This window comes from Paraburkholderia edwinii (genome assembly GCF_019428685.1).
Taxonomy (GTDB): domain Bacteria; phylum Pseudomonadota; class Gammaproteobacteria; order Burkholderiales; family Burkholderiaceae; genus Paraburkholderia; species Paraburkholderia edwinii.
On record NZ_CP080095.1, the window covers coordinates 4,388,539 to 4,411,247 of the forward strand.

Consider the following 22,709-nt stretch of genomic DNA (forward strand, 5'->3'; position numbering starts at 1 on the left):
ATCGTTCTCCTGCCCTTAGGCGCGCACCGGCTTCTTGCCGTTGCGCTTCGCCAGTTTCGCCAGCTTGTCTTCATGCTTCGGCGAGGGCCACAGGCCTTCCGAGCGGTACAGCATGATCAGCACCATCGCGAGGCCGTACAACAGCTGACGGATCACTTCGGTATCGACGATTTCATGGCCGAACAGGAAGTGCTGCAGCGGACCCATCGTCGTACGCAGGAATTCCGGGAACACAGCGAGCAGCACCGCGCCGAGAATCACGCCCGGAATATGGCCCATGCCGCCCAGCACCACGCAGGCGAGCACGACGACCGATTCCCAGAAGGTGAACGACTCGGGCGACACGAAGCCCTGGAAGCCCGCGAACATCGCACCCGACAGGCCGCCGAACGATGCGCCCATCGCGAACGCGAGCAACTTCACGTTACGGGTGTTGATGCCCATCGCCTTGGCGGCGATTTCGTCTTCGCGAATCGCGGCCCACGCACGGCCGATACGCGAGTGCTGCAGACGCGTACAGGTCCAGATCACCAGCAGTGAGCACAGCACGAAGAGGTAGTAATACATGTACACCGACGGGAGCGTGAACCCGAAGAGCGTATGCGTTTGTGACAGATTGAAGCCGGCGACGTGCACCGGGTCGATGCCCGTGATCCCCTTCGGCCCGTTCGTGATGTTGACCGGACGGTCGAGGTTGTTCATGAAGATCCGCACGATTTCACCGAAGCCCAAGGTGACGATCGCGAGGTAGTCGCCGCGCAGCCGCAGCGTCGGCGAACCGAGCAGCACGCCGAACAGCGCCGCGAGCGCCATCGCGAGCGGCACGATGATCCAGATCGGCGCATGCAGGCCGTTCGGGGCCAGCGCGGCGATCCACGCGAATTGCGACGTGAGGTGCGGCGAAGTCAGCAATGCCGCGGTGTAGGCGCCGATCGCGTAGAACGCGATGTAGCCCAAGTCCAGCAGGCCGGCAAAGCCGACCACCACGTTAAGGCCGAGCGCGAGCATCACGTACAGCATTGCGAAGTCGAGCACGCGCACCCAGTAGTTGCCGCCGGCGGCGCCGATGACGAACGGCGCGGCGATCACGAAGACCGCCGTAACGATGCCGACCACCAGCGTCTTCGTAATGTTCTTCTCGGGGATCAGCGTCGTGGACGGCTCGATCGGTTGAATTGAGGTCATGGTTATCTACTCCTGTTGGCCCATATCGCCCGAGGTCAGGCACGATCCGCGACACGTTCGCCGAGCAGGCCCGACGGACGGAACACCAGCACGACGATCAGCACGATGAACGCGAACACGTCCTGGTAGTTACTGCCGAAGACGCCGCCGGTCAGGTTGCCGATGTAGCCGGCGCCCAGCTGTTCGATCAGGCCGAGCAGCACACCGCCGACCATCGCGCCGCCGAGGTTGCCGATCCCGCCCAGCACCGCCGCGGTAAACGCCTTCAGGCCAGGAATGAAGCCCATATAGAAGTGCACGTTGCCGTATTCGGAGGCGATCATCACACCGGCCAGCGCGGCAAGCGCGGAGCCGATCATGAAGGTCGCGGAAATCACGAAGTTCGGATTCACGCCCATCAGCGACGCGTTCGCCGGGTTCTCGGCGATCGCGCGCATCGCGCGGCCGAGCTTGGTCTTGTGCACGAGCAGCAGCAGGCCCGCCATCACGAGGAAGGCCACGACGATGATGACGATTTCGGTCATCGAGATCACGGCGCCGGGATTCGTATCGGTCGCCTTGATCACGTTGATCGGGTCGGTCGGCAACAGCTGCGGAAACGCGAGCGGATTGCGGCCCCAGATGATCATCGCGATCGTCTGCAGCAGGATCGACACGCCAATCGCAGTGATCAGCGGTGCGAGGCGCGGCGCGCGGCGCAGCGGCCGGTAAGCGACGCGCTCGATCGTGTAGCCGACCACCGCGCACACGCAGGCGGCGATGATCAGCGCAATACAGAGTGTCGGCACGCCGCCGAGACCCGGAAAGTGATTCTGTAACACGCCGATCGCCGACAAAGCGACCATTGCGCCGATCATCAATACGTCGCCGTGCGCGAAGTTGATGATGCCCAGAATGCCGTACACCATCGTATAGCCCAGTGCGATGATGGCGTAAACGCTACCAAGCACCAGTCCATTGATGATCTGCTGGATGAAAATATCCATTTAATGCTCCTTGGCCCGTGCGACTGGATTCGCGCTCCATGACCCGGCCGGGTTGGCGGTCATGCCAGACGGAATCGCAAACGGCACTACGGTACTGATATAAAAGACCGGTAAGGGTTATTCGTATCGAACCTGCGCGCGGCTGGGTCTCAACCACGCCCACGTTCGATGCGGATGCAAAAACGGCACCGATGGATGGTTCGGTGCCGCCACGCTTTATTCCCGTCATTACATCTTCACAACGTCCAGAACGGTCTTCTTGCCGTCCTTGAAGTCGTAAAGCGTAATGGCGCCTTCTTTCAAATCACCCTTGTCGTCGAATGCGATGTGGCCGATTACCCCGTTGTAATCGGTGGACGGCATCGCAGCCAGCACCTTGGGCGCGTCGATCGAATTGGCGCGCTTCATTGCGTCGACGATCACGTACACGGTGTCGTACGTGAACGGTGCGTAAATCTGCACCGGCGTGTGAAAGCGCGCGTCGTACTTCTTCTCGAAGTCCGCGCCACGCTCCATTTTCGAAAGCGCCAGTCCTGCTTCCGAACAGACGAGGTTCTGCACGGCTTGACCCGCGAGTTCCTCTACCTTGTCGGTGCACACGCCGTCGCCGCCAAGGATTTTTGCCCTGATGCCGAGCGCCGCCGCCTGTTTGGTGAACGGTCCGCCCGTTGCGTCCATGCCGCCGTACATGATCACGTCCGGCTGAACGCTTTTGATTTTCGTGAGAATGGCCCGGAAGTCGGTCGCCCGGTCATTCGTCGCCTCCCGCGCGACGATCGTCGCGCCGCTCGCCTGCGCAGTCTTCGCAAATTCGTCGGCAAGGCCCTTGCCGTAGGCAGTTGCATCGTCGACCACAGCAATCCGCTTCGCGTTGAGCGCCTTCGTCGCGTAGTTCGCGAGCGCCGGACCCTGCTGCGCATCGGTTGCAACCACGCGGTAGGTGGTCTTGAACCCCTGCTGCGTGTACGCCGGATTCGTCGACGACGGCGAAATCTGCACGATGCCCGCATCGCTATAGATCTTCGACGCGGGAATCGATACGCCCGAATTCAGATGCCCGACCACCGCGACCACATGATCGTCGACGAGCCGCTGCGCGACCTGCGCGCCGGTCTTCGGATCGCCGGCATCGTCCTGCGCATCGAGTTCGAGCTGGATCTTGCGACCGTCAATCGTGAGGCCTTGCGCGTTGATTTCCTCAACCGCGAGTCGCGCCCCGTTTTCGTTGTCCTTGCCAAGATGCGCGATGGGGCCTGTCAGCGGTGCTGCATGGCCGATTTTCACGATAGTCGCCGAATTTGTGTCGCCGCTTGCTCCGCTTGCCCCGCTCGCGCCCGCCGGCCCCGCCGACGCGGCCGCGGCCGTCGCCGCTGCCGATGCGGCCGTGCTCGCTTCACCGTCGTTCTTCTTGCTGCACCCGGTCGACATCACGACCGCGGCCGCGATAGACACGGCGAAAGCAAACTTGAAATGCATCAAATAGGTCTCCTGCGCCTTGCTAAATCCGATGTTCAGAAGCGCCTGAAGCCTTAAGAACGCGCGCATTGTAACTCCAATTATGGGATGGGCAATATTGTTGAATGCGCAGGGTTTTCCTGCATTGCAACCGCTTTTTGAGATCCGTATTGCGCATCTGGCGCAACCCGGTTGCAATCTATTTTCATGCCACAGTTGCACCATTTGAGACAACACCGCGTTTTGCTTGCAAGCCTTATGTTTAAAGGAGAAACGTGCTTTGCGGAAGCGCGCGATTCACGCGCTGCGCACTGTAATCGGGACATATCACTTGCACTATTTCGGTGCAGTTTTAACCGCCCCCAATCCTTCATCGAATGCTTAAAAAGGGGAACGATTGCGCTTCTGTGACCAAATTACGCCGCCAAATTGGCAAAAACTGTGCGCGCAGACACACCTGAAATGGCTTCGAGGTGTGATATGGAACTTATTTATTGCGCCAATGAATTGAAAAGCGGAGTTATCGGCGCCGTTGAAAAAAAAGCGCGCCGTCGATGCCGTCGAGGCGCGCTTTTTTTGGCGCGATCGGATCGGTCGTCCAATCGCTTGGTTACGGTCAGGCTGGCAAACCGAGCCCGCGCGGCAGCGGGAACGCGATGTTCTCCTCGATGCCGTCGAGCGCACGCACGTTGCGCACGCCCATCTCGCGCAGACGGCTGATCACGGCCTGCGCCAGCGCTTCCGGCGCCGAGGCGCCCGCCGTGACGCCGATCCGCTTCTTGTCGATCACCCAGTTCGGATCGATCTGGTCAGGCGAATCGACCATATACGCGGGCACGCCAAGCTTCTCCGCGAGTTCGCGCAAGCGGTTCGAATTCGAGCTGTTCGGGCTGCCGACGACGATCACGACGTCGCACTGCGGCGCCATGAATTTAACGGCGTCCTGACGGTTTTGCGTCGCATAGCAGATGTCCTGCTTCTTCGGCTCGCGAATTTGCGGGTATTTGGCCTTCAGCGCCGCGATGATTTCAGCGGCGTCGTCGACCGACAGCGTGGTCTGCGTGACGAAGGCGATCCGGTCGGGGTCGGCCAGTTCCAGCGCCTGTACGTCTTCGATATCTTCGACGAGGTACATGCCCTGCTCGGTCTGACCCATCGTGCCCTCGACTTCCGGGTGGCCCTTGTGGCCGATCATCACGATGTCAAAGCCTTCCGCGCGCATCTTCGCGACTTCGATGTGCACCTTCGTGACAAGCGGACAGGTCGCGTCGTAAACGCGCAACCCGCGCGACTCGGCCTCGACGCGCACCGCCTTCGACACGCCGTGCGCGCTGAAGATGACCGTGCTGCCCGACGGCACTTCGTCGAGCTGTTCGATGAAGATCGCCCCCTTTTTGCGCAGATCCTCGACGACATACGCGTTATGGACGATTTCATGGCGCACGTAGATAGGCGAGCCATACAGTTTGATCGCGCGCTCGACGATCTCGATGGCGCGATCGACGCCGGCACAGAACCCGCGCGGCTGCGCCAGCAGGATTTCCGTTTCGGCGAGAGTCGTATCCATGATGGTCATGTTTACAGGATTCCGATGATTTTCACTTCAAACGCCAGCGCCTGGCCGGCGAGCGGGTGATTGAAATCGAAAAGGGCCGAAGTTTCGCCGACCTCTTTCAGCACGCCCGCGTAGCGGCCGCCACCGGGCGCATTGAATTCGACGAGATCGCCGGGAGAAAAATCCTCACCGATCATGCTGTTTTCGCGCAATGTGGCCAGCGACACGCGCTGGATCAGTTCCGGGTTGCGCGGACCGAAGGCCTGTTCCGGCGTTAGCCGAAAGGTCGAATGGTGTCCGACCTTCAATCCCAGCAGAATATCTTCCAGCGACGGCGCCAGTTGGCCGGCCCCCAAAAGCAGCGTGGCCGGCTTGTCGGCGAAGGTGTTGACGATCTCGGCGCCATCGGCAAGAGAAAGCCGGTAATGAAGCGTGACGTGTGAACCCGGTTTCACTTCGGAGATGTCGATGATGCTCATGCAGTACTCGTTCGGTCGGAAGGCGCCGGGCGCCGCAGCGCGGGGTGGCCCGCCGCGGCGCGGCCCTCAGCAGTGCGCGTGCGCCGCGTTGCATCCGGCGCGCCCTGTGGCTGCGCGCGCAGCGCGGCGCCGGGGTGTCCCGCGCGAGCGTGCCCCGTGGGGCGTCCCGCGCAAAGGTTCTATTGTAAGCCACATATCCCTGACCGGTTCGCACCGCTCGCCTGCGGCGCGAAGCCGCGCGGTACTTTGCTGTGGAGGTTGCTGAGATGAACGACAGTATCTGCATTGCACGCGAACATGCGGCGCCATGCTTTTCGCCCGTATTAACGGTCCCGGTCGCGGTGTTCCGGGACTCCGCGTCGCCCGACGCCGCCTTGCCGGACTCCGCGTCGACGGACCTTGCGTTGATCGAACCCGCGCGCGTCGCCACCGCCGCACGGCCTGCCGCCCGCCGCAAAGACAAGCTGTCGAAAGAGGACTTGCCGCGCGAGCGGCTGCTCAAGCAGGGGCCCCACGTGCTATCCAATGCGGACCTGATCGCGGTGATGCTGTGCACCGGGCAGACCGGCCACAACGTGTTCGAGATGGCGCGCACGCTGGTCGACCGCTTCGGCTCGATGCGGTCGATCCTCACCGCGACAGAAAAAGACTTCGACGGCTTGCACGGCATTGGCCGCGCGAAAATCGCGCAGTTGCTCGCCGTGATCGAAATGGTCCGGCGCGCGCTCAACGAGGAACTGGAAACCCGGTCGCTGCTCGACTCGCCGCAGGCCGTGAACGACTACTTGCGCCTGACGATCGGCGGCCTGCCGCACGAAGTGTTCTACTGCCTCTATCTGGACGCGCGGCACCGGTTGATCCGGTCGGAAGAAGTCACGCGCGGTTCGCTGACGCAAATGGCGGTGTATCCGCGCGAAATCGTCCGGCGTGCATTGCAGCTGAACGCGGCCGGACTGATCGTCGCGCACAATCATCCGTCGGGCGCGGCCAAGCCCAGCGCCGCCGACCGTCAACTCACGCGCATGCTGCGCGATGCGCTCGCGCTCGTCGATGTGCGCCTGCTCGACCATGTCGTGGTCGGCGCGAAAGACGTATACTCGTTCGCCCTGAATGGCCTGCTTTGACCATCGCAGCGACCGCGCTTCACGCCATTTCACGCCGTTGCTTCGCGCCATTCCCGGCTGGCAAAAAGTTTGATTTTGCGGGTTTTTTTCTGCTAGAATCGCGGTTTGCCTCTTTCCAACCTGTAACCCTGTTCGAAGCAGCCTTCCAAGCTCTTCCGGAATGGACGGGAATCGACGGCAGAATCGCATGGCGGCGCGCGGAAGAATTTCTTCGCAGCGCAGTCAGCGCGAACAGTCGCCCCGGCGCCTCTTTCCAGAAGCTTAACCGGCGTTCGGGCTCAGAATTTAAAGCGTATTAGGAGTGCTCTCATGGCACGCGTATGCCAAGTAACTGGGAAAGCGCCGATGAGCGGCAACAACGTTTCCCACGCGAACAACAAGACCAAGCGTCGTTTTCTTCCGAACCTGCAAAGCCGCCGTTTCTGGGTTGAAAGCGAGAATCGTTGGGTGCGCCTGCGCGTTTCGACCGCCGGCCTGCGCCTGATCGACAAGAACGGTATCGACGTTGTGCTCGCCGACCTGCGCGCACGCGGCGAAGCCTAAGGAGTAAATCATGGCGAAAGGCGCACGCGACAAGATCAAGCTGGAATCCACCGCCGGCACCGGTCACTTCTATACGACCACCAAGAACAAGCGCAACATGCCCGAAAAGATGGAGATCAAGAAGTTCGATCCCGTCGTACGTAAGCATGTCGCGTACAAGGAAACCAAGATCAAGTAAGTCTGGTTCCTTCAACAAAAATGCCCCGCCGTGTGCGGGGCATTTTTGTTTCTGCGGCTTGGATTCACACCTCACGGCCCTTGCCTTGGCTTCTCGCCCCGGGTTCTTGCCAATTCTTGCTGGTTTTCCCCATCGGCCGTTCGGCCAGCTTTCCCTCGGGGTCAGTGACGCGTATGCTCTTTGATTTCCTACCGGCAAGCGGCATGCCAATCGCCGCGCCAGCGAAAACATGATGGAGATGCAGCAGATGAATTTCGATGTAGCGATTGTCGGCAGCGGTCTGGCCGGATTGAGCGTCGCGCTGAACCTCGCGCAGTCGCGGCGCGTGGCAGTCATCGCCAAGCGGTCGCTGACCGACGGCGCGAGCGATTGGGCGCAGGGCGGCATTGCCGCGGTGCTCGATTCCGCCGACAGCGTCGAAAACCATGTGCGCGACACGCTGGTGGCAGGCGGCGGGCTATGCGACGAAGCAGCTACGCGCTTTATCGTAGAGCATGGCCGCGAAGCAATCGAATGGCTGATCGCGCAAGGCGTGCCGTTCACCAAGGACGACGCGGCCGAGCTCGGCTTCCACCTGACGCGCGAAGGCGGCCACAGTCATCGGCGCATCATTCACGCGGCGGACGCGACCGGTCACGCGGTCGTTGCGACGCTCACCGAACGGGTCCGCACGCATCCGAACATCACGCTGCTCGAAGACCACTACGCGATCGACCTGATCACGTCCGACCGACTCGGCTTACCGGGCCGCCGCTGCCACGGCCTCTACGCGCTCGATCTCAACACCGGCCGCACCGTCACGATCGAGGCGCCGCATACGGTGCTCGCCACAGGCGGCGCGGGAAAGGTCTACCTGTACACGACCAACCCCGACACCGCGACCGGCGACGGCATCGCGATGGCATGGCGCGCCGGCTGCCGCGTCTCGAACATGGAGTTCATCCAGTTCCATCCGACGTGCCTGTTCCACCCGTACGCGAAGTCATTTCTGATTACCGAAGCCGTGCGCGGCGAGGGCGGCCTGCTGAAGCTGCCGGATGGCACGCGCTTCATGCCGGCGCACGACGAGCGTGCCGAACTGGCGCCGCGCGATATCGTCGCGCGAGCGATCGACTTCGAGATCAAGAAACGCGGTATCGATTGCGTGTATCTCGACATCAGCCATCAACCGGCGGCGTTCCTGCATGAGCATTTCCCGACCATCCTCGCGCGCTGCCTCGAGTTCGGCATCGACATCACGAAGCAGCCCATTCCGGTGGTGCCGGCCGCGCACTACACCTGCGGCGGCGTGGTGACGGATCTCGCGGGCCGTACCGATGTCGCCGGTCTCTATGCGGTCGGCGAAACGTCTTGCACCGGCCTGCACGGCGCAAACCGGCTCGCCAGCAACTCGCTGCTCGAGTGTCTCGTGATCGGCCGTTCGGCCGCGGAGGCGATCGAACAGGATGGTTTTCGCGCCGCCGTCCACGCGCCCTTGCCGGACTGGGACGAAAGCCGCGTATCCGATCCGGACGAAGAAGTTGTGGTCGCGCACAACTGGGACGAATTGCGACGGCTGATGTGGAACTACGTCGGCATTGTGCGTACCGACAAGCGTCTTGCGCGCGCCAAGCACCGTATCTCGCTGCTGCGCGACGAGATTCACGAGTTTTACGCGAACTTCAAGGTGAGTCGCGATCTGCTCGAGTTGCGCAATCTCGTCGACGTCGCGTCTCTGATCGTTGAAGGCGCGCGGTCGCGGCGTGAAAGCCGCGGCCTGCATTTCAGCCGCGACTGGCCGGACGCGTTGCCCAAAGCGCTGCCGTCTGTGCTCACGCCGAAACGCGTATCGAAGCGGACGCTGTAACGCGTCCATCAAAGTGAAAGGCCGTCGCGCACTGCACGTACGCGACGGCCTTTTTTTCGTTGCAGCGCTAGTACCTAGATAATCCGCATCGAGTAGTCGGTCGCCCGCACGTCCTTTGTCAGCGAGCCCACCGAAATGCGATCGACGCCGGTTTCGGCGATCGTACGAATCGTCTCGAGGTTCACGCCCCCCGACACTTCGAGCACCGCACGACCGGCGGTGATGCGCACCGCCTCGTGCATCGCTTCATAGGTGAAGTTGTCGAGCAGCACCGAACGCGCGCCGTGCGCGAGCGCCGTTTCGAGTTGCTCGAGCGTTTCCACTTCGATCTGAACCGACACCTTCGCGTCCAGCGCCAGCGCGGCATTCATCGCGGCGCCCACACCGCCTGCCGCCGCGATATGGTTTTCCTTGATCAGAATCCCGTCGTACAGCGCAAGCCGTTGATTCGCACCGCCTCCGACGCGTACCGCGTACTTCTCTGCAAGCCGCAACCCCGGCAGCGTCTTGCGCGTATCAAGCACCTTCGCGTGCGTATGGGCGATCGTGTCGGCGAAACGCCGCGTCGCCGTCGCGACGCCCGACAGCAGTTGCAGGAAGTTCAGCGCATTGCGCTCGGCCGTCAGCAGCGAACGCGCCGGGCCGCGCAGCGCGCATACCGTCGTGTCCGCCGTCATCCGGTCGCCCTCGCGATAGCGCCAGCGCACATCGATACGCGGATCGACGCGACGCATCACTTCGCCGAACCACATCACGCCGCACAGCACCGCCTCTTCGCGCACGATAATCCGCGCGTCGCGCATTTCGTCGGCGGGCACGAGATAGCCCGTGAGGTCGCCGCTGCCGACGTCTTCCGCAAGCGCGTCCGTGACGTTGCGCGCCAACGCCGCGTCGAGCGCATCGCCGTATTGCGCGCGAATCTCCGCGAAGAGCGGCGACACGACATCGCCGAGATAGTTAGGCTGCTCGCTGGCACCCATCAGGCCGCTCCCACGTTCGAATACAGCGCGCCGTCGCGCGCGAGATCACCGCTTGCCTGCACACGCTTCTTGTGACGCGCGGCGAAGTCCAGCATGCGGTCGATCGGCAGCTTCGCGCGCTCGCCGATGGCCGGATCGACGAAGATCTCGTTGTGGCCGCGCTCGAGCACGTCGGCAAGATTCGCGAGACCGTTCATCGCCATCCACGGGCAATGCGCGCAGCTCTTGCAGGTCGCGCTATTGCCGGCCGTCGGCGCTTCGATAAATGTTTTGCCCGGCGCCGCGAGCCGCATCTTGTGCAGAATGCCGAGATCCGTCGCAACAATAAAATGCGTCGCATCGAGCCGTTGCGCCGCGTCGATCAGTTGCGTCGTCGAGCCGACCACATCCGCCAGTGCGACCACGCTTTCCGGCGATTCCGGATGAACGAGCACCTTCGCATGCGGATACTCTGCGCGCAGCACCTCGAGTTCGATGCCTTTGAATTCGTCGTGAACGAGGCACGAGCCCTGCCACAGCAACATGTCCGCGCCGGTCTTCTTCTGGATGTAGCCGCCGAGATGCCGGTCCGGCGCCCAGATGATTTTTTCGCCGCGCGCATGCAGGTCGGCCACGATCTCGAGCCCGATCGACGACGTGACCATCCAGTCCGCGCGCGCTTTCACCGCGGCACTGGTGTTCGCATAAACGACCACCGTGCGGTCCGGATGCGCATCGCAAAACGCTGAGAATTCGTCTGCGGGACAGCCGAGATCGAGCGAACAGGTCGCGTCGAGATCGGGCATCAGAATGCGCTTACCGGGGCTCAGAATCTTCGCTGTTTCGCCCATAAACCGAACGCCGGCTACCACGAGCGTTTGCGCGTCGTTGTCGCGGCCGAAGCGCGCCATTTCGAGCGAATCCGCAACGCAGCCGCCGGTTTCATCGGCAAGTTCCTGTAGTTCCGCGTCGACATAGTAGTGCGCAACGAGCACCGCCTTTTCGCGCTTGAGCAGCCCGCGAATGCGCTCTTTCAGCGCACGTCTCTCTTCAGGCGACGGCGCCTGCGGCACCTTGGCCCACGCTTCGCCGACGCCGCACGTCAAGCCCTGCGCGAGCGGTCGATCGTATTCGACGGTCCTGATTACCTCATTCATCATTTCCTCAGTCCTGACTGGTGCACGTGAAATGCGGCCATCGACGTCATTCTTATGTATTTCGAGGCCCAGAATGCGAAAAACCCCGCCAACGCGGGGTTCTTCTGTGACGTGATCAGAGTTTAATGGATTTCGCCCTGTCAGGCGTAGCGCCGCAAGCGCAGTGCGAATTCCTGCAGCGCCTTGATGCCGCTCTGTTCAGCGCGATGACACCAGTCCTGCAATTGCGCGAGCAGCTGTTCGCGCGATGCGTTCGAACGCTCCCACATCGCGGCCAGTTCGTTGCGCAGTTCGATATAGGTGCGCAGCTTCTGGCTGTTCGCGAAGATCTGCGGCAACTGACGCTTCTGCGGCTCGTCGAGCCCTGCCTCTTCCTTGTGGAACCAGTTGCGCGCGCCGCGCATCAGCTGGTACTTCTCGCGCGCGCCGACTTCCTTCAGGTGCGCAAGCTCCTGACGATACGCGCGCTTGAGCGCCTTGCCGTAACTCGCCATCACTTCATAGCGGTTTGCGAGCACGGCCTGCAGCGTGTCCTGATCGAGCACGAGCTTGCCGGAGCCCAAACGCGGCGTCGGCGCGACCTTCTTGACCGTGGCGAGCCGGCATGCCGACAGGATGCGGATGTACATCCAGCCGATATCGATCTCGAACCACTTGTTCGACAGCTTCGCCGAGGTTGCGTACGTGTGGTGATTGTTATGCAGCTCTTCGCCGCCGATCAAAATGCCCCACGGGAAGATGTTCGTGCTGGCGTCCGCCGAGTTGAAGTTGCGATAGCCCCAGAAGTGCGCCAGACCGTTGACGACACCGGCCGCCCAGAACGGAATCCAGACCATCTGCACGGCCCACACCGTGAGACCGACCGCGCCGAACAGCGCGACGTTGAGCACCATCATCAGGCTCACGCCGAGAATCGGGTACTTCGTGTAGACGTTGCGCTCCATCCAGTCGTTCGGCGTGCCGTGGCTGAACTTGCGCATCGTCTCTTCGTTCTTCGCTTCCGCGCGATAGAGCTCGGCGCCTTCGAGCAGCACCTTCCAGATGCCGCGCGTTTGCGGGCTGTGCGGATCTTCTTCGGTCTCGCACTTCGCGTGATGCTTGCGGTGGATCGCGGCCCACTGGCCCGTCAGCATGCCCGTGGTCATCCACAGCCAGAACCGGAAGAAATGACTGACCGCGGGGTGGAGATCGAGCGCGCGATGCGCCTGGCAGCGGTGCAGATAAACCGTCACGCCGATGATCGTGACGTGCGTGACCGCGAGGGTATAGAGCACCAGCTGCCACCACGAAAAGCGCAGCAGCCCATGAGCGAGGAAATCAAGCAGCGAGTTGAACAAGGCTATTTACCTGTGAGACAGATGACACGGCGGAACGGCACCGGAAGAAGCATACAACGACGCGTGTCAAGAAAGTGAAAGCATGCGGCCAAATTGGACGACATTCTACTTGAAGGGTTCCAAGTCGTTGTAAAAAATAAGAAAATTGTTGTGCCGCATCAATCGGGATCATCACCATGCACGCGCGCAGACGCCCCGGCGCTGGCGTTGCACTTCGCATCGAGAGAAGCCCGGCAGGATCGCCGCGCGTCAAAGCGTCACGCATCGATCGATACGTCAGTTGGCGCCTCGGGCGACCATTCGGGCGACCCATTTCAAGCAGCCGTTCCCGGCTCGTTCGCCGCGGGCGCGGCCACGGTAACTGTCTGCGCATCCGCGGTGCCTGATCCGACGATCCGTATGTCGCGTTGCGCATACGGAATTGCAATGCCGTTCGCGGCAAACAGCCGCCAGATATTGCGATTGACCGTCGAGCGCACGCCCGTCGTGCCGGTCGCCGCGTCCGCGACCCAGAAGCCGAGTTCGAGATTGACGCCGTCCGGCCCGAAGCCGACCAGATTCGCCGACGGCGCCGGATCGTCGAGCACACGCTCGACGCCGGTCGCGGCCTGCGCGAGCAGCGCCATCGCTTTCTCGACGTCGGTCGCGTAGGCAACGTGCACGGCCGTCTTCTGGAAGCCGCGCGTCAGATACGACGACTGGTTCTGCACGACGTCGGTGATCAGCCGCTCGTTCGGGATCAGCGTTTCGATGCCGTCGAGACCGCGCACGACCGTATAACGCGTGCGGATCTGCGTGACCTGCCCTTGCAGCCCGCCGACGTTGATCGTGTCGCCGATGCGCAGCGACCGGTCGAGCAGAATGATGAAGCCGGACACATAGTTGCTCGCAATCTTCTGCAGCCCGAAGCCGAGCCCGACGCCGAGCGCCCCGCCGAAGACGCCGAGCACCGTGATATCGATGCCGACCAGCGACAGGCTGATCAGCACCGCCGCCAGCACGAAGAGCGCACGGCCGACGCGCGCGAGCACCACCTTCAGGTTCGCATCGAGCGTACCCGAGCGCATCACGCGGTCTTCGAACGCGGCGCCGAGCCACATCGCGACCACCATTGTCACGCATACCCAGAGCAGCCCGGACAGCAGCGACAGCAGCGTGATCTGCGTATTCGCGATGCGAAAGCTCACGCCCGCCATCCACGTCAGCACGTTGCCCTGAATGCCCATCACGGTCAGCGCCATGCCGATCCAGACGACGAGCGACACGATCCGTTCGACGAGCGCGAGCCACGTGTGCGTCTGTCCGTCGCGGCCAAACACGCGCCGCGCAAAGAAGAACACGATGTAGATGAGCCCGATGCCGACCAGCGGCACCAGCGCGAGATCGAGCAGCGCCGTATGGATGAAGCGTCCGGCAATCGCGCGCGCGATCCAGACGAACAGCGCGCCGATCAGCGGAAAGAACGCACGATTGAGCGCCTCGGCGCCGAAGCGCAACGCCTGATAGCTCATCTCGCGCCGCGCGTTCAAGGTACGGCGCAACAGCCGCGCGACGAGCCACGCCAGCACGAGCGCGCCGACCAGCACGGCGACCTGCCACAGCGTCGCGCGCTCGCCGAAATCGCGCAGCAGGTCAGTGAGCGGTTCGAAGAACGGCGTGTTCTGCATGGTCGTGTCGTGTGCGGTTCCGTTCGGTCAGTGCAGCAGCGCTTCGCTCAACTGCGCGGCACAACTGCGCGGCACAGCTGCTTCCGATAGCTTCGGTCAACTTCAATCGTGCCGCTCGAGCACCGCGGCGAAAAAGCCGTCGGTCGCATGCCGATGCGGCCACAGCGACAGATAGTCGCCCATCTCCAGCTCGATGCGCTGTTCGGCCAGCACGTCGCGCGCGGGAACGAGCGCGAATTCCGGATGGTCGGCGAGAAACTGCGCGACCACCGCTTCGTTCTCCGCTTCGAGAATGCTGCACGTCGCGTAGACGAGCCGGCCGCCCTTCTTCACGAGCCGCGCCGCGCTCGCGAGAATCGACGTCTGCTTCGGCGTCAGTTCGCCGATCGACTCGGGCGACTGCCGCCACTTCAGGTCCGGGTTGCGGCGCAGCGTGCCGAGCCCGCTGCACGGCGCATCGACGAGCACGCGGTCGATCTTGCCCGCGAGGCGCTTGATCTTCGCATCGTGCTCGCTGTCGATCAGCACCGGGTTCACGTTCGACAGACCGCTGCGCGCGAGGCGCGGCTTCAGCTTCGCCAGACGCCGCTCGGAAATATCGAACGCATAGAGACGCCCGGTCGAACGCATCATCGCACCGAGTGCGAGCGTCTTGCCGCCCGCGCCCGCACAGAAGTCGACGATCATCTCGCCGCGCCTCGGCGCAACCAGCGAGCACAGCAGCTGACTGCCCTCGTCCTGCACTTCGATCCAGCCGTTCTGGAACGCATCGAGCTTCGTGAGCGGCGGTTTGTCGGCCACGCGCACGCCGAACGGCGCAAACGGCATCGCGCCGGCATCGATGCCGGCCTTCTCGAGTGCCTGCAACACGTCGTCGCGGGTCGCTTTTATCGGATTGGCGCGCAAATCGAGCGGCGCCGGATAGTTGAGCGACGCCGCCAGCTGAACCAGTTCCTCGGCCTCGAAGCGCTTCGCGAGCGCCTCGTAGATCCAGTCCGGCAGATTCATGCGAATGCGCTGCGGCAGGCTCGCGGGGTCGATCTTCGACACGCGCTCGAGCCATTCGCCTTCCGCTTCGGACACAAACGGCTTCACCGCCGTGCGGCCCGCCGTCTGCATCAGACCGAGCAGCGCCAGACGCCGCGCCGGGCTGCCGCTGCCGCTTTCGGCCAGATGCGCGAATTCCATGCGCCGGCGCAGCACCGCGAACACCGCTTCGGCAATCACGCCGCGCTCGCTGTGGCCGAGCTTCGGATGCGCGCGGAAAAAACGGCTCGTCGTCGCGTCGGCGGGGCCGGTGAACTTCAGTACTTCGGCGAGCAGCGCCTCAGTCTGGCCAATCAGAAAACCATGCAGCCTCATGCACCCTCCGCCGTAGCGTTATTGTCGGCCGCTGCGTTCGCGCGACCCGTATTGTCGAAGAAAAACGCCTGCGGTTCGGGCGGCGTCAGGACGACGCGCTCGCCGTCGAGCCCGAGCCGCCCTTCGACGAACCAGCGCACCGCGCGCGGGTAAATCACATGTTCGGTGTCGAGCACGCGCGCGGCGAGCGCCGCGGCGTCGTCGCCGGCGCGCACCGGCACCACCGACTGCGCGACAATCGGCCCGTGATCGAGCCGCGGCGTGACGAAATGCACGGACGCGCCGTGCACGCGAACGCCGGCGTCGAGCGCCTGCTGATGCGTTTTCAGGCCTGGAAAGCTTGGCAACAGCGAAGGATGGACATTCAGCATGCGGCCCGCGTAACGTTCGACGAAACCATCGGTCAACACACGCATGAAGCCGGCCAGCACCAGCAGATCGGGCGCATAGGCGTCGATCATATTGGCGAGCGCGATGTCGAACGACTGCCGGTCGGGAAACTGGCGATGGTCGACCACCGCGGTGGGAATACCTTGCGACGCCGCGAAGTGCAGCCCGGCGGCGTCTGGGCGGTTGGCAATCACAGCGGCGACTTGCGCCGGCCAGCGCTCGCGCGCGCAGGCGTTCACCATTGCCTGCATGTTGCTGCCCCGTCCGGAAATCAGAATGACGAGTTTTTTCATCCGCGGATTTTATCATCCGGCACCGCGCGAACCGCGACGCGAAGCCGTCGGCGGCCTTGAGCGTTTATAATCGTGTGTTTTGCGGGGATCTGGCCCGCCTCGTTTATCGCGTCACCCGTCTTATCAACCCGGTAGGAATCCGGTACCAGCGACCGGGACCCACCTCAGGTACTAACCTCAGCCCGCTATCGTGAGAGTTTTTCGGGGTCTTCCCAATGCCGAAAGCCGCGCGCCCTGCGCGCTCACCATCGGCAATTTCGACGGTGTCCACCGCGGCCATCAGGCATTGCTCGCGCACGTGCGCGCGGCCGCCGATGCGCGCGGGCTGCCCGTCTGCGTGATGACCTTCGAACCGCACCCGCGCGAATTCTTCAACCCGGCCGGCGCGCCGCCGCGTATCGCGATGCTGCGCGACAAGCTCGAGGCGCTGCGCATGAACGGCGTCGATCGCGTCGTGGTCGAGCATTTCAATCAACGGTTCGCGAGCCAGTCCCCCGATGCGTTCGTCGAGCGGATCATCGTCAACGGGCTGCACACGCGCTGGGTCATGATCGGCGACGATTTCCGCTACGGCGCGAAGCGCGCCGGCGACTTCGCTTCGCTCAAAGCGGCGGGCCAGCGCTTCGGTTTCGAAGTTGAGCAGATGGAAACGGTCGCCGATCCGTCCGGCGCGCGTATTTCGAGTTCGGGCGTGCGCGCGGCGCTCGTGGCCGGCGACCTCGATGCGGCGCGCGCCGCGCTCGGCCGCGATTATGTGATCAGCGGGCACGTCGTGCATGGGCTCAAGCTCGGCCGCGACCTCGGCTTCCCGACCCTGAACCTGCCGATCGCCCATAAGCGGCCCGCGCTGTCGGGCATTTTCGTGGTGCGCGTGCATGGCATTGAGGACAAGCCGCTGCCGGGCGTCGCGAGCCTCGGGCTGCGTCCGACCGTCGACGATTCCGGCCGCGTCCTGCTCGAAGTGCATCTGCTCGACTGGCATGGCGACGCCTATGGCAAACTCGTGCGCGTCGAGTTTCTGAAGAAACTGCGCGACGAGGAAAAGTTTGTCGACCTCGAAACGCTGTCCGCGGCGATCGCTCGCGATGTGACGAGCGCGCGCGCGTGGTTCGAAGCGCTCGAGCCGGGTCACGCGCCGGGCAGCCGGTCGACGGGCTTCTCGACCTCGGCGACCGACCGAATTAGATAAACGGCCGCGGTGCGCGCGGAACGGAACCGTGCACACTGAAGCGTCCTGAACCGATGGGCGTGATCCGAAGCCGGCGCAGTCCGCCGCGCAGTCGGCCGGATCGGCACCAAGGTTCGCAAGCCGCGCCACCTCGTACCGGCCGTACCGGTCGCGCAATCCCCGGCAAATCCGCGCCGACCGCCGACACGGGCGCCAACACCGTATTCACCGCTACGTCACCATGAGCAACAAGAAAGCCGATTCGAAACCGCAAGCCAAGTATCCGGTCAATTTGCTGGACACGCCGTTCCCGATGCGCGGCGACCTGCCCAAGCGCGAGCCGCAATGGGTCAAGGACTGGCAGGAGCGCAAGATCTACGAAAAAATCCGCGCCGCTTCGAAGGGCCGCGCGAAGTTCATCCTGCACGACGGCCCGCCGTACGCGAACGGCGACATCCACCTTGGCCACGCGGTGAACAAGATCCTGAAGGACATGATCGTCAAGGCGCGCAATATGGCGGGCTTCGACGCGGTCTATGTGCCGGGCTGGGACTGCCACGGCATGCCGATCGAAATCCAGATCGAAAAGCAGTTCGGCAAGTCGCTGCCGGCCGCCGAAGTGATGCAGAAGGCGCGCGCGTACGCGACCGAGCAGATCGAGAAGCAGAAAGTGGGCTTCCGGCGCCTAGGCGTACTCGGCGAATGGGACAACCCGTACAAGACGATGAACTTCACGAACGAAGCCGGCGAAATCCGCGCGCTCGCGAAGATCATGGAAAAGGGCTACGTGTTTCGCGGCCTGAAGCCGGTGAACTGGTGCTTCGACTGCGGCTCGGCGCTGGCCGAAGCGGAAGTCGAGTACAAGGACAAAACCGACCCGACGATCGACGTGCTCTTCACGTTCGCGGAACCGGAGAAAACCGCGCAGGCGTTTGGTCTGGCGGCGCTGCCGCGTGCCGAAGGCGGCATCGTGATCTGGACCACGACGCCGTGGACGATCCCCGCGAACCAGGCGCTGAACGTGCACCCCGAAGTGGTCTACGCGCTTGTCGATACGCAGCGCGGCCTGCTGATCCTCGCGCAGGAGCGCGTCGAAGCGTGCATGAAGGATTTCAACCTGCAAGGCCGCGTGCTCGCGACCGCGCCCGGCGCCGCGCTGGCGAATTTGCGCTTTCATCATCCGCTGTCGTCGGCGCATCCGGCCTACAAACGCACGTCGCCCATCTATCTCGGCGACTACGTGACGACCGATACCGGCACCGGCATCGTGCACTCGTCGCCGGCCTATGGCGTCGAAGACTTCGTGTCGTGCAAGGCGCACGGCATGGCCGACTCCGACATCATCAGTCCGGTGATGGGCGACGGCCGCTATATCGAGTCGCTCGCGCTGTTCGGCGGCCTGTCGATCTGGGTTGCAAACCCGAAGATCGTCGACGCGCTGCGCGAGGCCGGCACGCTGCTGCGCAGCGAGAAGTACACGCACAGCTATATGCACTGCTGGCGCCACAAGACGCCGATCATCTACCGCGCGACGTCGCAGTGGTTCGCCGGCATGGACGTGAAGCCGCGCGACGGCGGCAAGACGCTGCGCGAAACCGCGCTCGAAGGCATCGAGGCGACCGCGTTCTATCCGTCGTGGGGTAAGCAGCGCCTGTTCGCGATGATCGCGAATCGCCCGGACTGGACGCTGTCGCGCCAGCGCCAATGGGGCGTGCCGATGGCATTCTTCGTGCACAAGGAAACGGGCGAATTGCATCCGCGCACGCCCGAACTGCTCGAAGAAGTCGCGAAGCGCGTCGAAGTGTCCGGCATCGAAGCATGGCAGACGCTCGATCCGCGCGAACTGATCGGCGACGATGCGAACATGTACGAAAAGAACCGCGATACGCTCGACGTCTGGTTCGATTCGGGCACAACGCACTGGCACGTGCTGCGCGGCTCGCACAAGGACGAACTGCAATTCCCGGCCGACCTGTACCTCGAAGGTTCGGATCAGCACCGCGGCTGGTTCCATTCGTCGTTGCTGACCGCGTCGATGCTCGACGGCCGGCCGCCGTACAACGCGCTGCTGACGCACGGCTTCACGGTCGACGGCGAAGGCCGCAAGATGAGCAAGTCGCTCGGCAACGGCGTCGATCCGCATGAAGTATCGAACCGCCTTGGCGCGGAAATCATCCGTCTGTGGATTGCGTCGACCGATTACTCGGGCGAGCTCGCGATTTCCGAGGAAATTCTGAAGCGCGTGACGGAAAGCTATCGGCGTATCCGCAATACGTTGCGCTTCCTGCTCGCCAATCTGTCGGACTTCGATTTCGCGCAACACGCGCAACCGGTTAGCGAATGGCTCGAGATCGACCGCTATGCGGTCGCACTGACGGCGAACCTGCAGACCGAGATCCTTGCGCACTACGACAAGTACGAGTTCCACCCGGTCGTCGCGAAAGTGCAGACGTTCTGCTCCGAAGACCTCGGCGGCTTCTACCTCGATGTGCTGAAGGATCGCCTGTACACGACGGCGCCCGACTCGGCCGCGCGCCGTTCGGCGCAAACCGCGCTCTATCACATCGCGAACGGGCTGCTGCGTCTGATGGCGCCGTTCCTGTCGTTCACGGCCGAAGAAGCGTGGAAGGTGTTCCAGCCGCACAGCGAAACGATCTTCACCGAGCTGTATCACACGTATCCCGAGGTCTCGGACGGCGCCGCGCTGCTCGACAAATGGACACTGCTGCGCGCGGCGCGCGGCGATGTGACCAAGGCGCTCGAAGAGGCACGCGTGGCGAACCTGATCGGCTCGTCGCTGCAGGCCGAAGTGGAAGTCCGTGCGAGTGGCGCACGCTACGACGCGCTCGCGAGCCTTAACGACGACCTGAAATTCGTGCTGATCACGTCGGCGGCCAACGTCGTCAAGGTGGAAAGCGAAGCGGACGAAGGCGTCGAAGTGATCGCGTCGAAGTATCTGAAATGCGAGCGCTGCTGGCACTATCGTGCGGACGTCGGCGCCGATGCCGGGCATCCGACGCTATGCGGCCGCTGCGTCAGCAACCTGTTCGGCAACGGCGAAGCAAGGAGCGCGGCATAATGTCCAGAAGCCTGTCGAAATCGGCGAGCGGGTCGCTCGCGCCGTGGCTCGGCGTCGCTCTGATCGTGATCCTCGCCGACCAGCTGACGAAAATCGCGGTCGCGAAGGTGTTCGCGTACGGCGAATCGCACGTGATTACGCCGTTCTTCAACCTCGTGCTCGTGTTCAACCGCGGCGCGGCGTTCAGCTTTCTCGCGATGGCGGGCGGGTGGCAGCGCTGGGCCTTTACGCTGCTCGGCATCGTCGCGGCGCTTGTGATCTGCTATCTGCTCAAGCGCCACGGCACGCAGAAAATGTTCTGCACCGCACTTGCGCTGATTCTCGGCGGTGCGCTCGGCAATGTGATCGACCGGCTGATGTACGGCCACGTGATCGACTTTCTCGATTTCCACGTCGGCGGCTGGCATTGGCCCGCGTTCAATCTTGCCGACAGCGCGATTACGGTCGGTGCCGTGCTGCTCGTGATCGACGAATTGCGGCGCGTGCGCGGGGCGCGATGACGCGAGCCGATGCGCGATAACTCGCGCTAACTCGCGTTAAAACATGCGGTAAGGTCGACGTTTAGTCGGAGACTTCAGTGGCAAACAAGCTGACCAACGACGCGCTTGCCGCGTCGACCGAACGACTCGACGACGCGCGCGAAGTGAGCGACGCGCCGGACGTGCCCGACATGCCCTTCACTGGCGAACTCGCCGGCAAGCACCTCGTGCTCGGCATGACGGGCGGCATCGCGTGCTACAAGATCGCCGAACTCACGCGCCTGCTCGTCAAAGCCGGCGCCACTGTGCAGATCGCGATGACCGAAGCGGCGACGCAATTCATCACGCCGGTCACGATGCAGGCGCTGTCCGGGCGCCCCGTCTACACGAGCCAGTGGGATGCGCGCATTGCGAACAACATGCCGCATATCGATCTGTCGCGCGAAGCGGACGCGATCGTGATCGCGCCCGCCTCCACCGACTTTCTCGCGAAGCTCGCGCACGGCATGGCCGACGATCTGCTGTCCACGTTGTGCATTGCGCGCGACTGTCCGCTGCTCGTGGTGCCGGCCATGAACCGTCAGATGTGGACGAACCCGGCGACGCAGCGCAATGTCGCGATGCTGCGCGGCGACGGCGTTGAGGTGCTCGGCCCCGACTCCGGCGCGCAAGCGTGCGGCGAGGTTGGCGACGGCCGCATGCTCGAACCCGAAGCCACCTACGAAGCGATCGTTTCGTTCTTCCAGCCGAAAGTGCTGGCCGGCCGCCGCGTGCTGCTCACTGCCGGCCCGACTTTCGAGCCGCTCGACCCCGTGCGCGGTATCACGAACCGCTCGAGCGGCAAGATGGGCTTCGCGCTTGCGCGCGCCGCGCAGCAGGCCGGCGCGGACGTGCATCTGGTGGCGGGCCCGGTCGCGCTAGATACGCCGTGGGGCGTCTACCGCGAAGACGTGCAGACCGCGCAGCAGATGTACGAAGCGGTGATGCGCGCGGTGCCCGACTATGACATCTTTATCGGCGTCGCCGCAGTCGCCGACTGGCGCGCGGAACATACGAGCGAGCACAAGATCAAGAAGACCGCGGACCGCGCCGTCCCCGCGTTCAAGTTCGTCGAAAATCCGGACATTCTGTCCGCGGTCGCCCATCTGACGCATCCGCCGTATTGCGTCGGCTTTGCCGCGGAAAGCGGCAACCTCGACGTGCACGGCGAACAAAAACGCGTACGCAAGAACGTGCCGCTGCTGATCGGCAACCTCGGTCCGCTGACCTTCGGCCGCGACGACAATGAAGTCGCACTGTTCGAGGCAAGCGGCATTACGCGGCTGCCGCGCGCCGGCAAACAGGCGCTCGCGCGTGCGCTGATCGCCGAAATCGCACAGCGTCTGCCGGACGCGAGCCTGATCGGCTAACGGTAAGCCGTGATCTTCGCGTTCGCCTTCGCGTGCCTCACGCACCCTAGTTATTCAG

Annotated in this window: 19 protein-coding genes; 8 read left to right on the forward strand and 11 right to left on the reverse strand. The window is 63.4% G+C overall.

Annotated features, from left to right (window positions below):
- Positions 1 to 15: 15 nt before the first annotated feature.
- From KZJ38_RS19515 to KZJ38_RS19535, 5 genes are all read right to left on the reverse strand, one after another.
- Positions 16 to 1,185, reverse strand: a complete 1,170-nt coding sequence (locus KZJ38_RS19515) for an ABC transporter permease subunit (protein WP_219797805.1) — start codon at positions 1,183 to 1,185, stop codon at positions 16 to 18.
- 35 nt (positions 1,186 to 1,220) lie between these two features.
- Positions 1,221 to 2,171, reverse strand: coding sequence for a branched-chain amino acid ABC transporter permease (locus tag KZJ38_RS19520; RefSeq protein ID WP_219797806.1), 951 nt, complete (start codon positions 2,169 to 2,171; stop codon positions 1,221 to 1,223).
- 228 nt (positions 2,172 to 2,399) lie between these two features.
- The gene (locus KZJ38_RS19525; protein ID WP_219797807.1) at positions 2,400 to 3,647 is read right to left on the reverse strand and encodes a branched-chain amino acid ABC transporter substrate-binding protein; all 1,248 of its coding nucleotides are present in this window, start codon (positions 3,645 to 3,647) and stop codon (positions 2,400 to 2,402) included.
- Between the two features lie 595 nt (positions 3,648 to 4,242).
- A complete protein-coding gene (gene ispH / locus KZJ38_RS19530) occupies positions 4,243 to 5,202 on the reverse strand; it encodes a 4-hydroxy-3-methylbut-2-enyl diphosphate reductase (RefSeq protein WP_219797808.1) in 960 nt (319 codons plus the stop codon).
- A gap of 2 nt (positions 5,203 to 5,204) precedes the next feature.
- Complete coding sequence (locus KZJ38_RS19535; RefSeq protein WP_219797809.1) at positions 5,205 to 5,660, reverse strand: FKBP-type peptidyl-prolyl cis-trans isomerase; 456 nt, start codon at positions 5,658 to 5,660, stop codon at positions 5,205 to 5,207.
- Positions 5,661 to 5,926: 266 nt separating this feature from the next.
- Here KZJ38_RS19535 and radC point away from each other — a divergent pair, with 266 nt between their 5' ends.
- From radC to nadB, 4 genes are all read left to right on the forward strand, one after another.
- Positions 5,927 to 6,784, forward strand: a complete 858-nt coding sequence (gene radC, locus KZJ38_RS19540) for a RadC family protein (RefSeq protein ID WP_219797810.1) — start codon at positions 5,927 to 5,929, stop codon at positions 6,782 to 6,784.
- A gap of 309 nt (positions 6,785 to 7,093) precedes the next feature.
- Positions 7,094 to 7,327, forward strand: coding sequence for a 50S ribosomal protein L28 (rpmB, locus tag KZJ38_RS19545; RefSeq protein ID WP_219797811.1), 234 nt, complete (start codon positions 7,094 to 7,096; stop codon positions 7,325 to 7,327).
- 10 nt (positions 7,328 to 7,337) lie between these two features.
- Positions 7,338 to 7,505: a 50S ribosomal protein L33 gene (rpmG, locus tag KZJ38_RS19550; protein ID WP_087733803.1), complete on the forward strand. Its 168-nt coding sequence runs from the start codon at positions 7,338 to 7,340 to the stop codon at positions 7,503 to 7,505.
- A 247-nt stretch (positions 7,506 to 7,752) separates the two neighbouring features.
- Positions 7,753 to 9,351, forward strand: coding sequence for an L-aspartate oxidase (gene nadB, locus KZJ38_RS19555; RefSeq protein ID WP_219797812.1), 1,599 nt, complete (start codon positions 7,753 to 7,755; stop codon positions 9,349 to 9,351).
- Positions 9,352 to 9,425: 74 nt separating this feature from the next.
- Here the strand turns inward: nadB and nadC are convergent, their stop codons facing one another.
- The 6 genes from nadC to purN form a co-directional block, all read right to left on the reverse strand.
- A complete protein-coding gene (gene nadC, locus KZJ38_RS19560; RefSeq protein WP_219797813.1) occupies positions 9,426 to 10,331 on the reverse strand; it encodes a carboxylating nicotinate-nucleotide diphosphorylase in 906 nt (301 codons plus the stop codon).
- Positions 10,331 to 11,467, reverse strand: a complete 1,137-nt coding sequence (nadA, locus tag KZJ38_RS19565; protein WP_425518370.1) for a quinolinate synthase NadA — start codon at positions 11,465 to 11,467, stop codon at positions 10,331 to 10,333. Before nadA ends, nadC begins: the two co-directional genes overlap by 1 nt.
- 140 nt (positions 11,468 to 11,607) lie before the next feature.
- Complete coding sequence (locus KZJ38_RS19570; RefSeq protein ID WP_219797815.1) at positions 11,608 to 12,804, reverse strand: DesA family fatty acid desaturase; 1,197 nt, start codon at positions 12,802 to 12,804, stop codon at positions 11,608 to 11,610.
- A 314-nt stretch (positions 12,805 to 13,118) separates the two neighbouring features.
- The gene (locus KZJ38_RS19575) at positions 13,119 to 14,471 is read right to left on the reverse strand and encodes a mechanosensitive ion channel family protein (RefSeq protein ID WP_219797816.1); all 1,353 of its coding nucleotides are present in this window, start codon (positions 14,469 to 14,471) and stop codon (positions 13,119 to 13,121) included.
- Positions 14,472 to 14,573: 102 nt separating this feature from the next.
- A complete protein-coding gene (locus KZJ38_RS19580; protein ID WP_219797817.1) occupies positions 14,574 to 15,833 on the reverse strand; it encodes an RsmB/NOP family class I SAM-dependent RNA methyltransferase in 1,260 nt (419 codons plus the stop codon).
- Positions 15,830 to 16,516, reverse strand: coding sequence for a phosphoribosylglycinamide formyltransferase (gene purN, locus KZJ38_RS19585; protein WP_219797818.1), 687 nt, complete (start codon positions 16,514 to 16,516; stop codon positions 15,830 to 15,832). The genes KZJ38_RS19580 and purN overlap by 4 nt, the downstream gene beginning before the upstream one ends.
- A gap of 190 nt (positions 16,517 to 16,706) precedes the next feature.
- On the opposite strand from purN, the gene KZJ38_RS19590 reads away from it, so the two are divergent.
- From KZJ38_RS19590 to coaBC, 4 genes are all read left to right on the forward strand, one after another.
- Positions 16,707 to 17,705, forward strand: coding sequence for a bifunctional riboflavin kinase/FAD synthetase (locus tag KZJ38_RS19590; protein ID WP_219797819.1), 999 nt, complete (start codon positions 16,707 to 16,709; stop codon positions 17,703 to 17,705).
- A 220-nt stretch (positions 17,706 to 17,925) separates the two neighbouring features.
- Complete coding sequence (gene ileS / locus KZJ38_RS19595) at positions 17,926 to 20,763, forward strand: isoleucine--tRNA ligase (RefSeq protein ID WP_219797820.1); 2,838 nt, start codon at positions 17,926 to 17,928, stop codon at positions 20,761 to 20,763.
- Positions 20,763 to 21,263, forward strand: a complete 501-nt coding sequence (lspA, locus tag KZJ38_RS19600; protein WP_219797821.1) for a signal peptidase II — start codon at positions 20,763 to 20,765, stop codon at positions 21,261 to 21,263. Before ileS ends, lspA begins: the two co-directional genes overlap by 1 nt.
- Positions 21,264 to 21,433: 170 nt before the next feature.
- On the forward strand, positions 21,434 to 22,651 hold the full coding sequence (gene coaBC / locus KZJ38_RS19605; protein WP_219800482.1) for a bifunctional phosphopantothenoylcysteine decarboxylase/phosphopantothenate--cysteine ligase CoaBC: 1,218 nt from the start codon (positions 21,434 to 21,436) through the stop codon (positions 22,649 to 22,651).
- Positions 22,652 to 22,709: the final 58 nt, after the last annotated feature.

Bases quoted from the DNA above. Each gene is read 5' to 3' on its own strand.
- KZJ38_RS19580 (WP_219797817.1), bottom strand. From the start codon at position 15,833: ATGAGGCTGCATGGTTTTCTGATTGGCCAGACTGAGGCGCTGCTCGCC.
- coaBC (WP_219800482.1), top strand. From the start codon at position 21,434: ATGCCCTTCACTGGCGAACTCGCCGGCAAGCACCTCGTGCTCGGCATG.
- KZJ38_RS19515 (WP_219797805.1), bottom strand. From the start codon at position 1,185: ATGACCTCAATTCAACCGATCGAGCCGTCCACGACGCTGATCCCCGAG.
- nadA (WP_425518370.1), bottom strand. From the start codon at position 11,467: ATGAATGAGGTAATCAGGACCGTCGAATACGATCGACCGCTCGCGCAG.
- ileS (WP_219797820.1), top strand. From the start codon at position 17,926: ATGAGCAACAAGAAAGCCGATTCGAAACCGCAAGCCAAGTATCCGGTC.
- rpmG (WP_087733803.1), top strand. From the start codon at position 7,338: ATGGCGAAAGGCGCACGCGACAAGATCAAGCTGGAATCCACCGCCGGC.
- KZJ38_RS19575 (WP_219797816.1), bottom strand. From the start codon at position 14,471: ATGCAGAACACGCCGTTCTTCGAACCGCTCACTGACCTGCTGCGCGAT.
- ispH (WP_219797808.1), bottom strand. From the start codon at position 5,202: ATGACCATCATGGATACGACTCTCGCCGAAACGGAAATCCTGCTGGCG.
- KZJ38_RS19525 (WP_219797807.1), bottom strand. From the start codon at position 3,647: ATGCATTTCAAGTTTGCTTTCGCCGTGTCTATCGCGGCCGCGGTCGTG.
- radC (WP_219797810.1), top strand. From the start codon at position 5,927: ATGAACGACAGTATCTGCATTGCACGCGAACATGCGGCGCCATGCTTT.
- lspA (WP_219797821.1), top strand. From the start codon at position 20,763: ATGTCCAGAAGCCTGTCGAAATCGGCGAGCGGGTCGCTCGCGCCGTGG.
- KZJ38_RS19520 (WP_219797806.1), bottom strand. From the start codon at position 2,171: ATGGATATTTTCATCCAGCAGATCATCAATGGACTGGTGCTTGGTAGC.
- rpmB (WP_219797811.1), top strand. From the start codon at position 7,094: ATGGCACGCGTATGCCAAGTAACTGGGAAAGCGCCGATGAGCGGCAAC.
- KZJ38_RS19535 (WP_219797809.1), bottom strand. From the start codon at position 5,660: ATGAGCATCATCGACATCTCCGAAGTGAAACCGGGTTCACACGTCACG.
- nadB (WP_219797812.1), top strand. From the start codon at position 7,753: ATGAATTTCGATGTAGCGATTGTCGGCAGCGGTCTGGCCGGATTGAGC.
- nadC (WP_219797813.1), bottom strand. From the start codon at position 10,331: ATGGGTGCCAGCGAGCAGCCTAACTATCTCGGCGATGTCGTGTCGCCG.
- purN (WP_219797818.1), bottom strand. From the start codon at position 16,516: ATGAAAAAACTCGTCATTCTGATTTCCGGACGGGGCAGCAACATGCAG.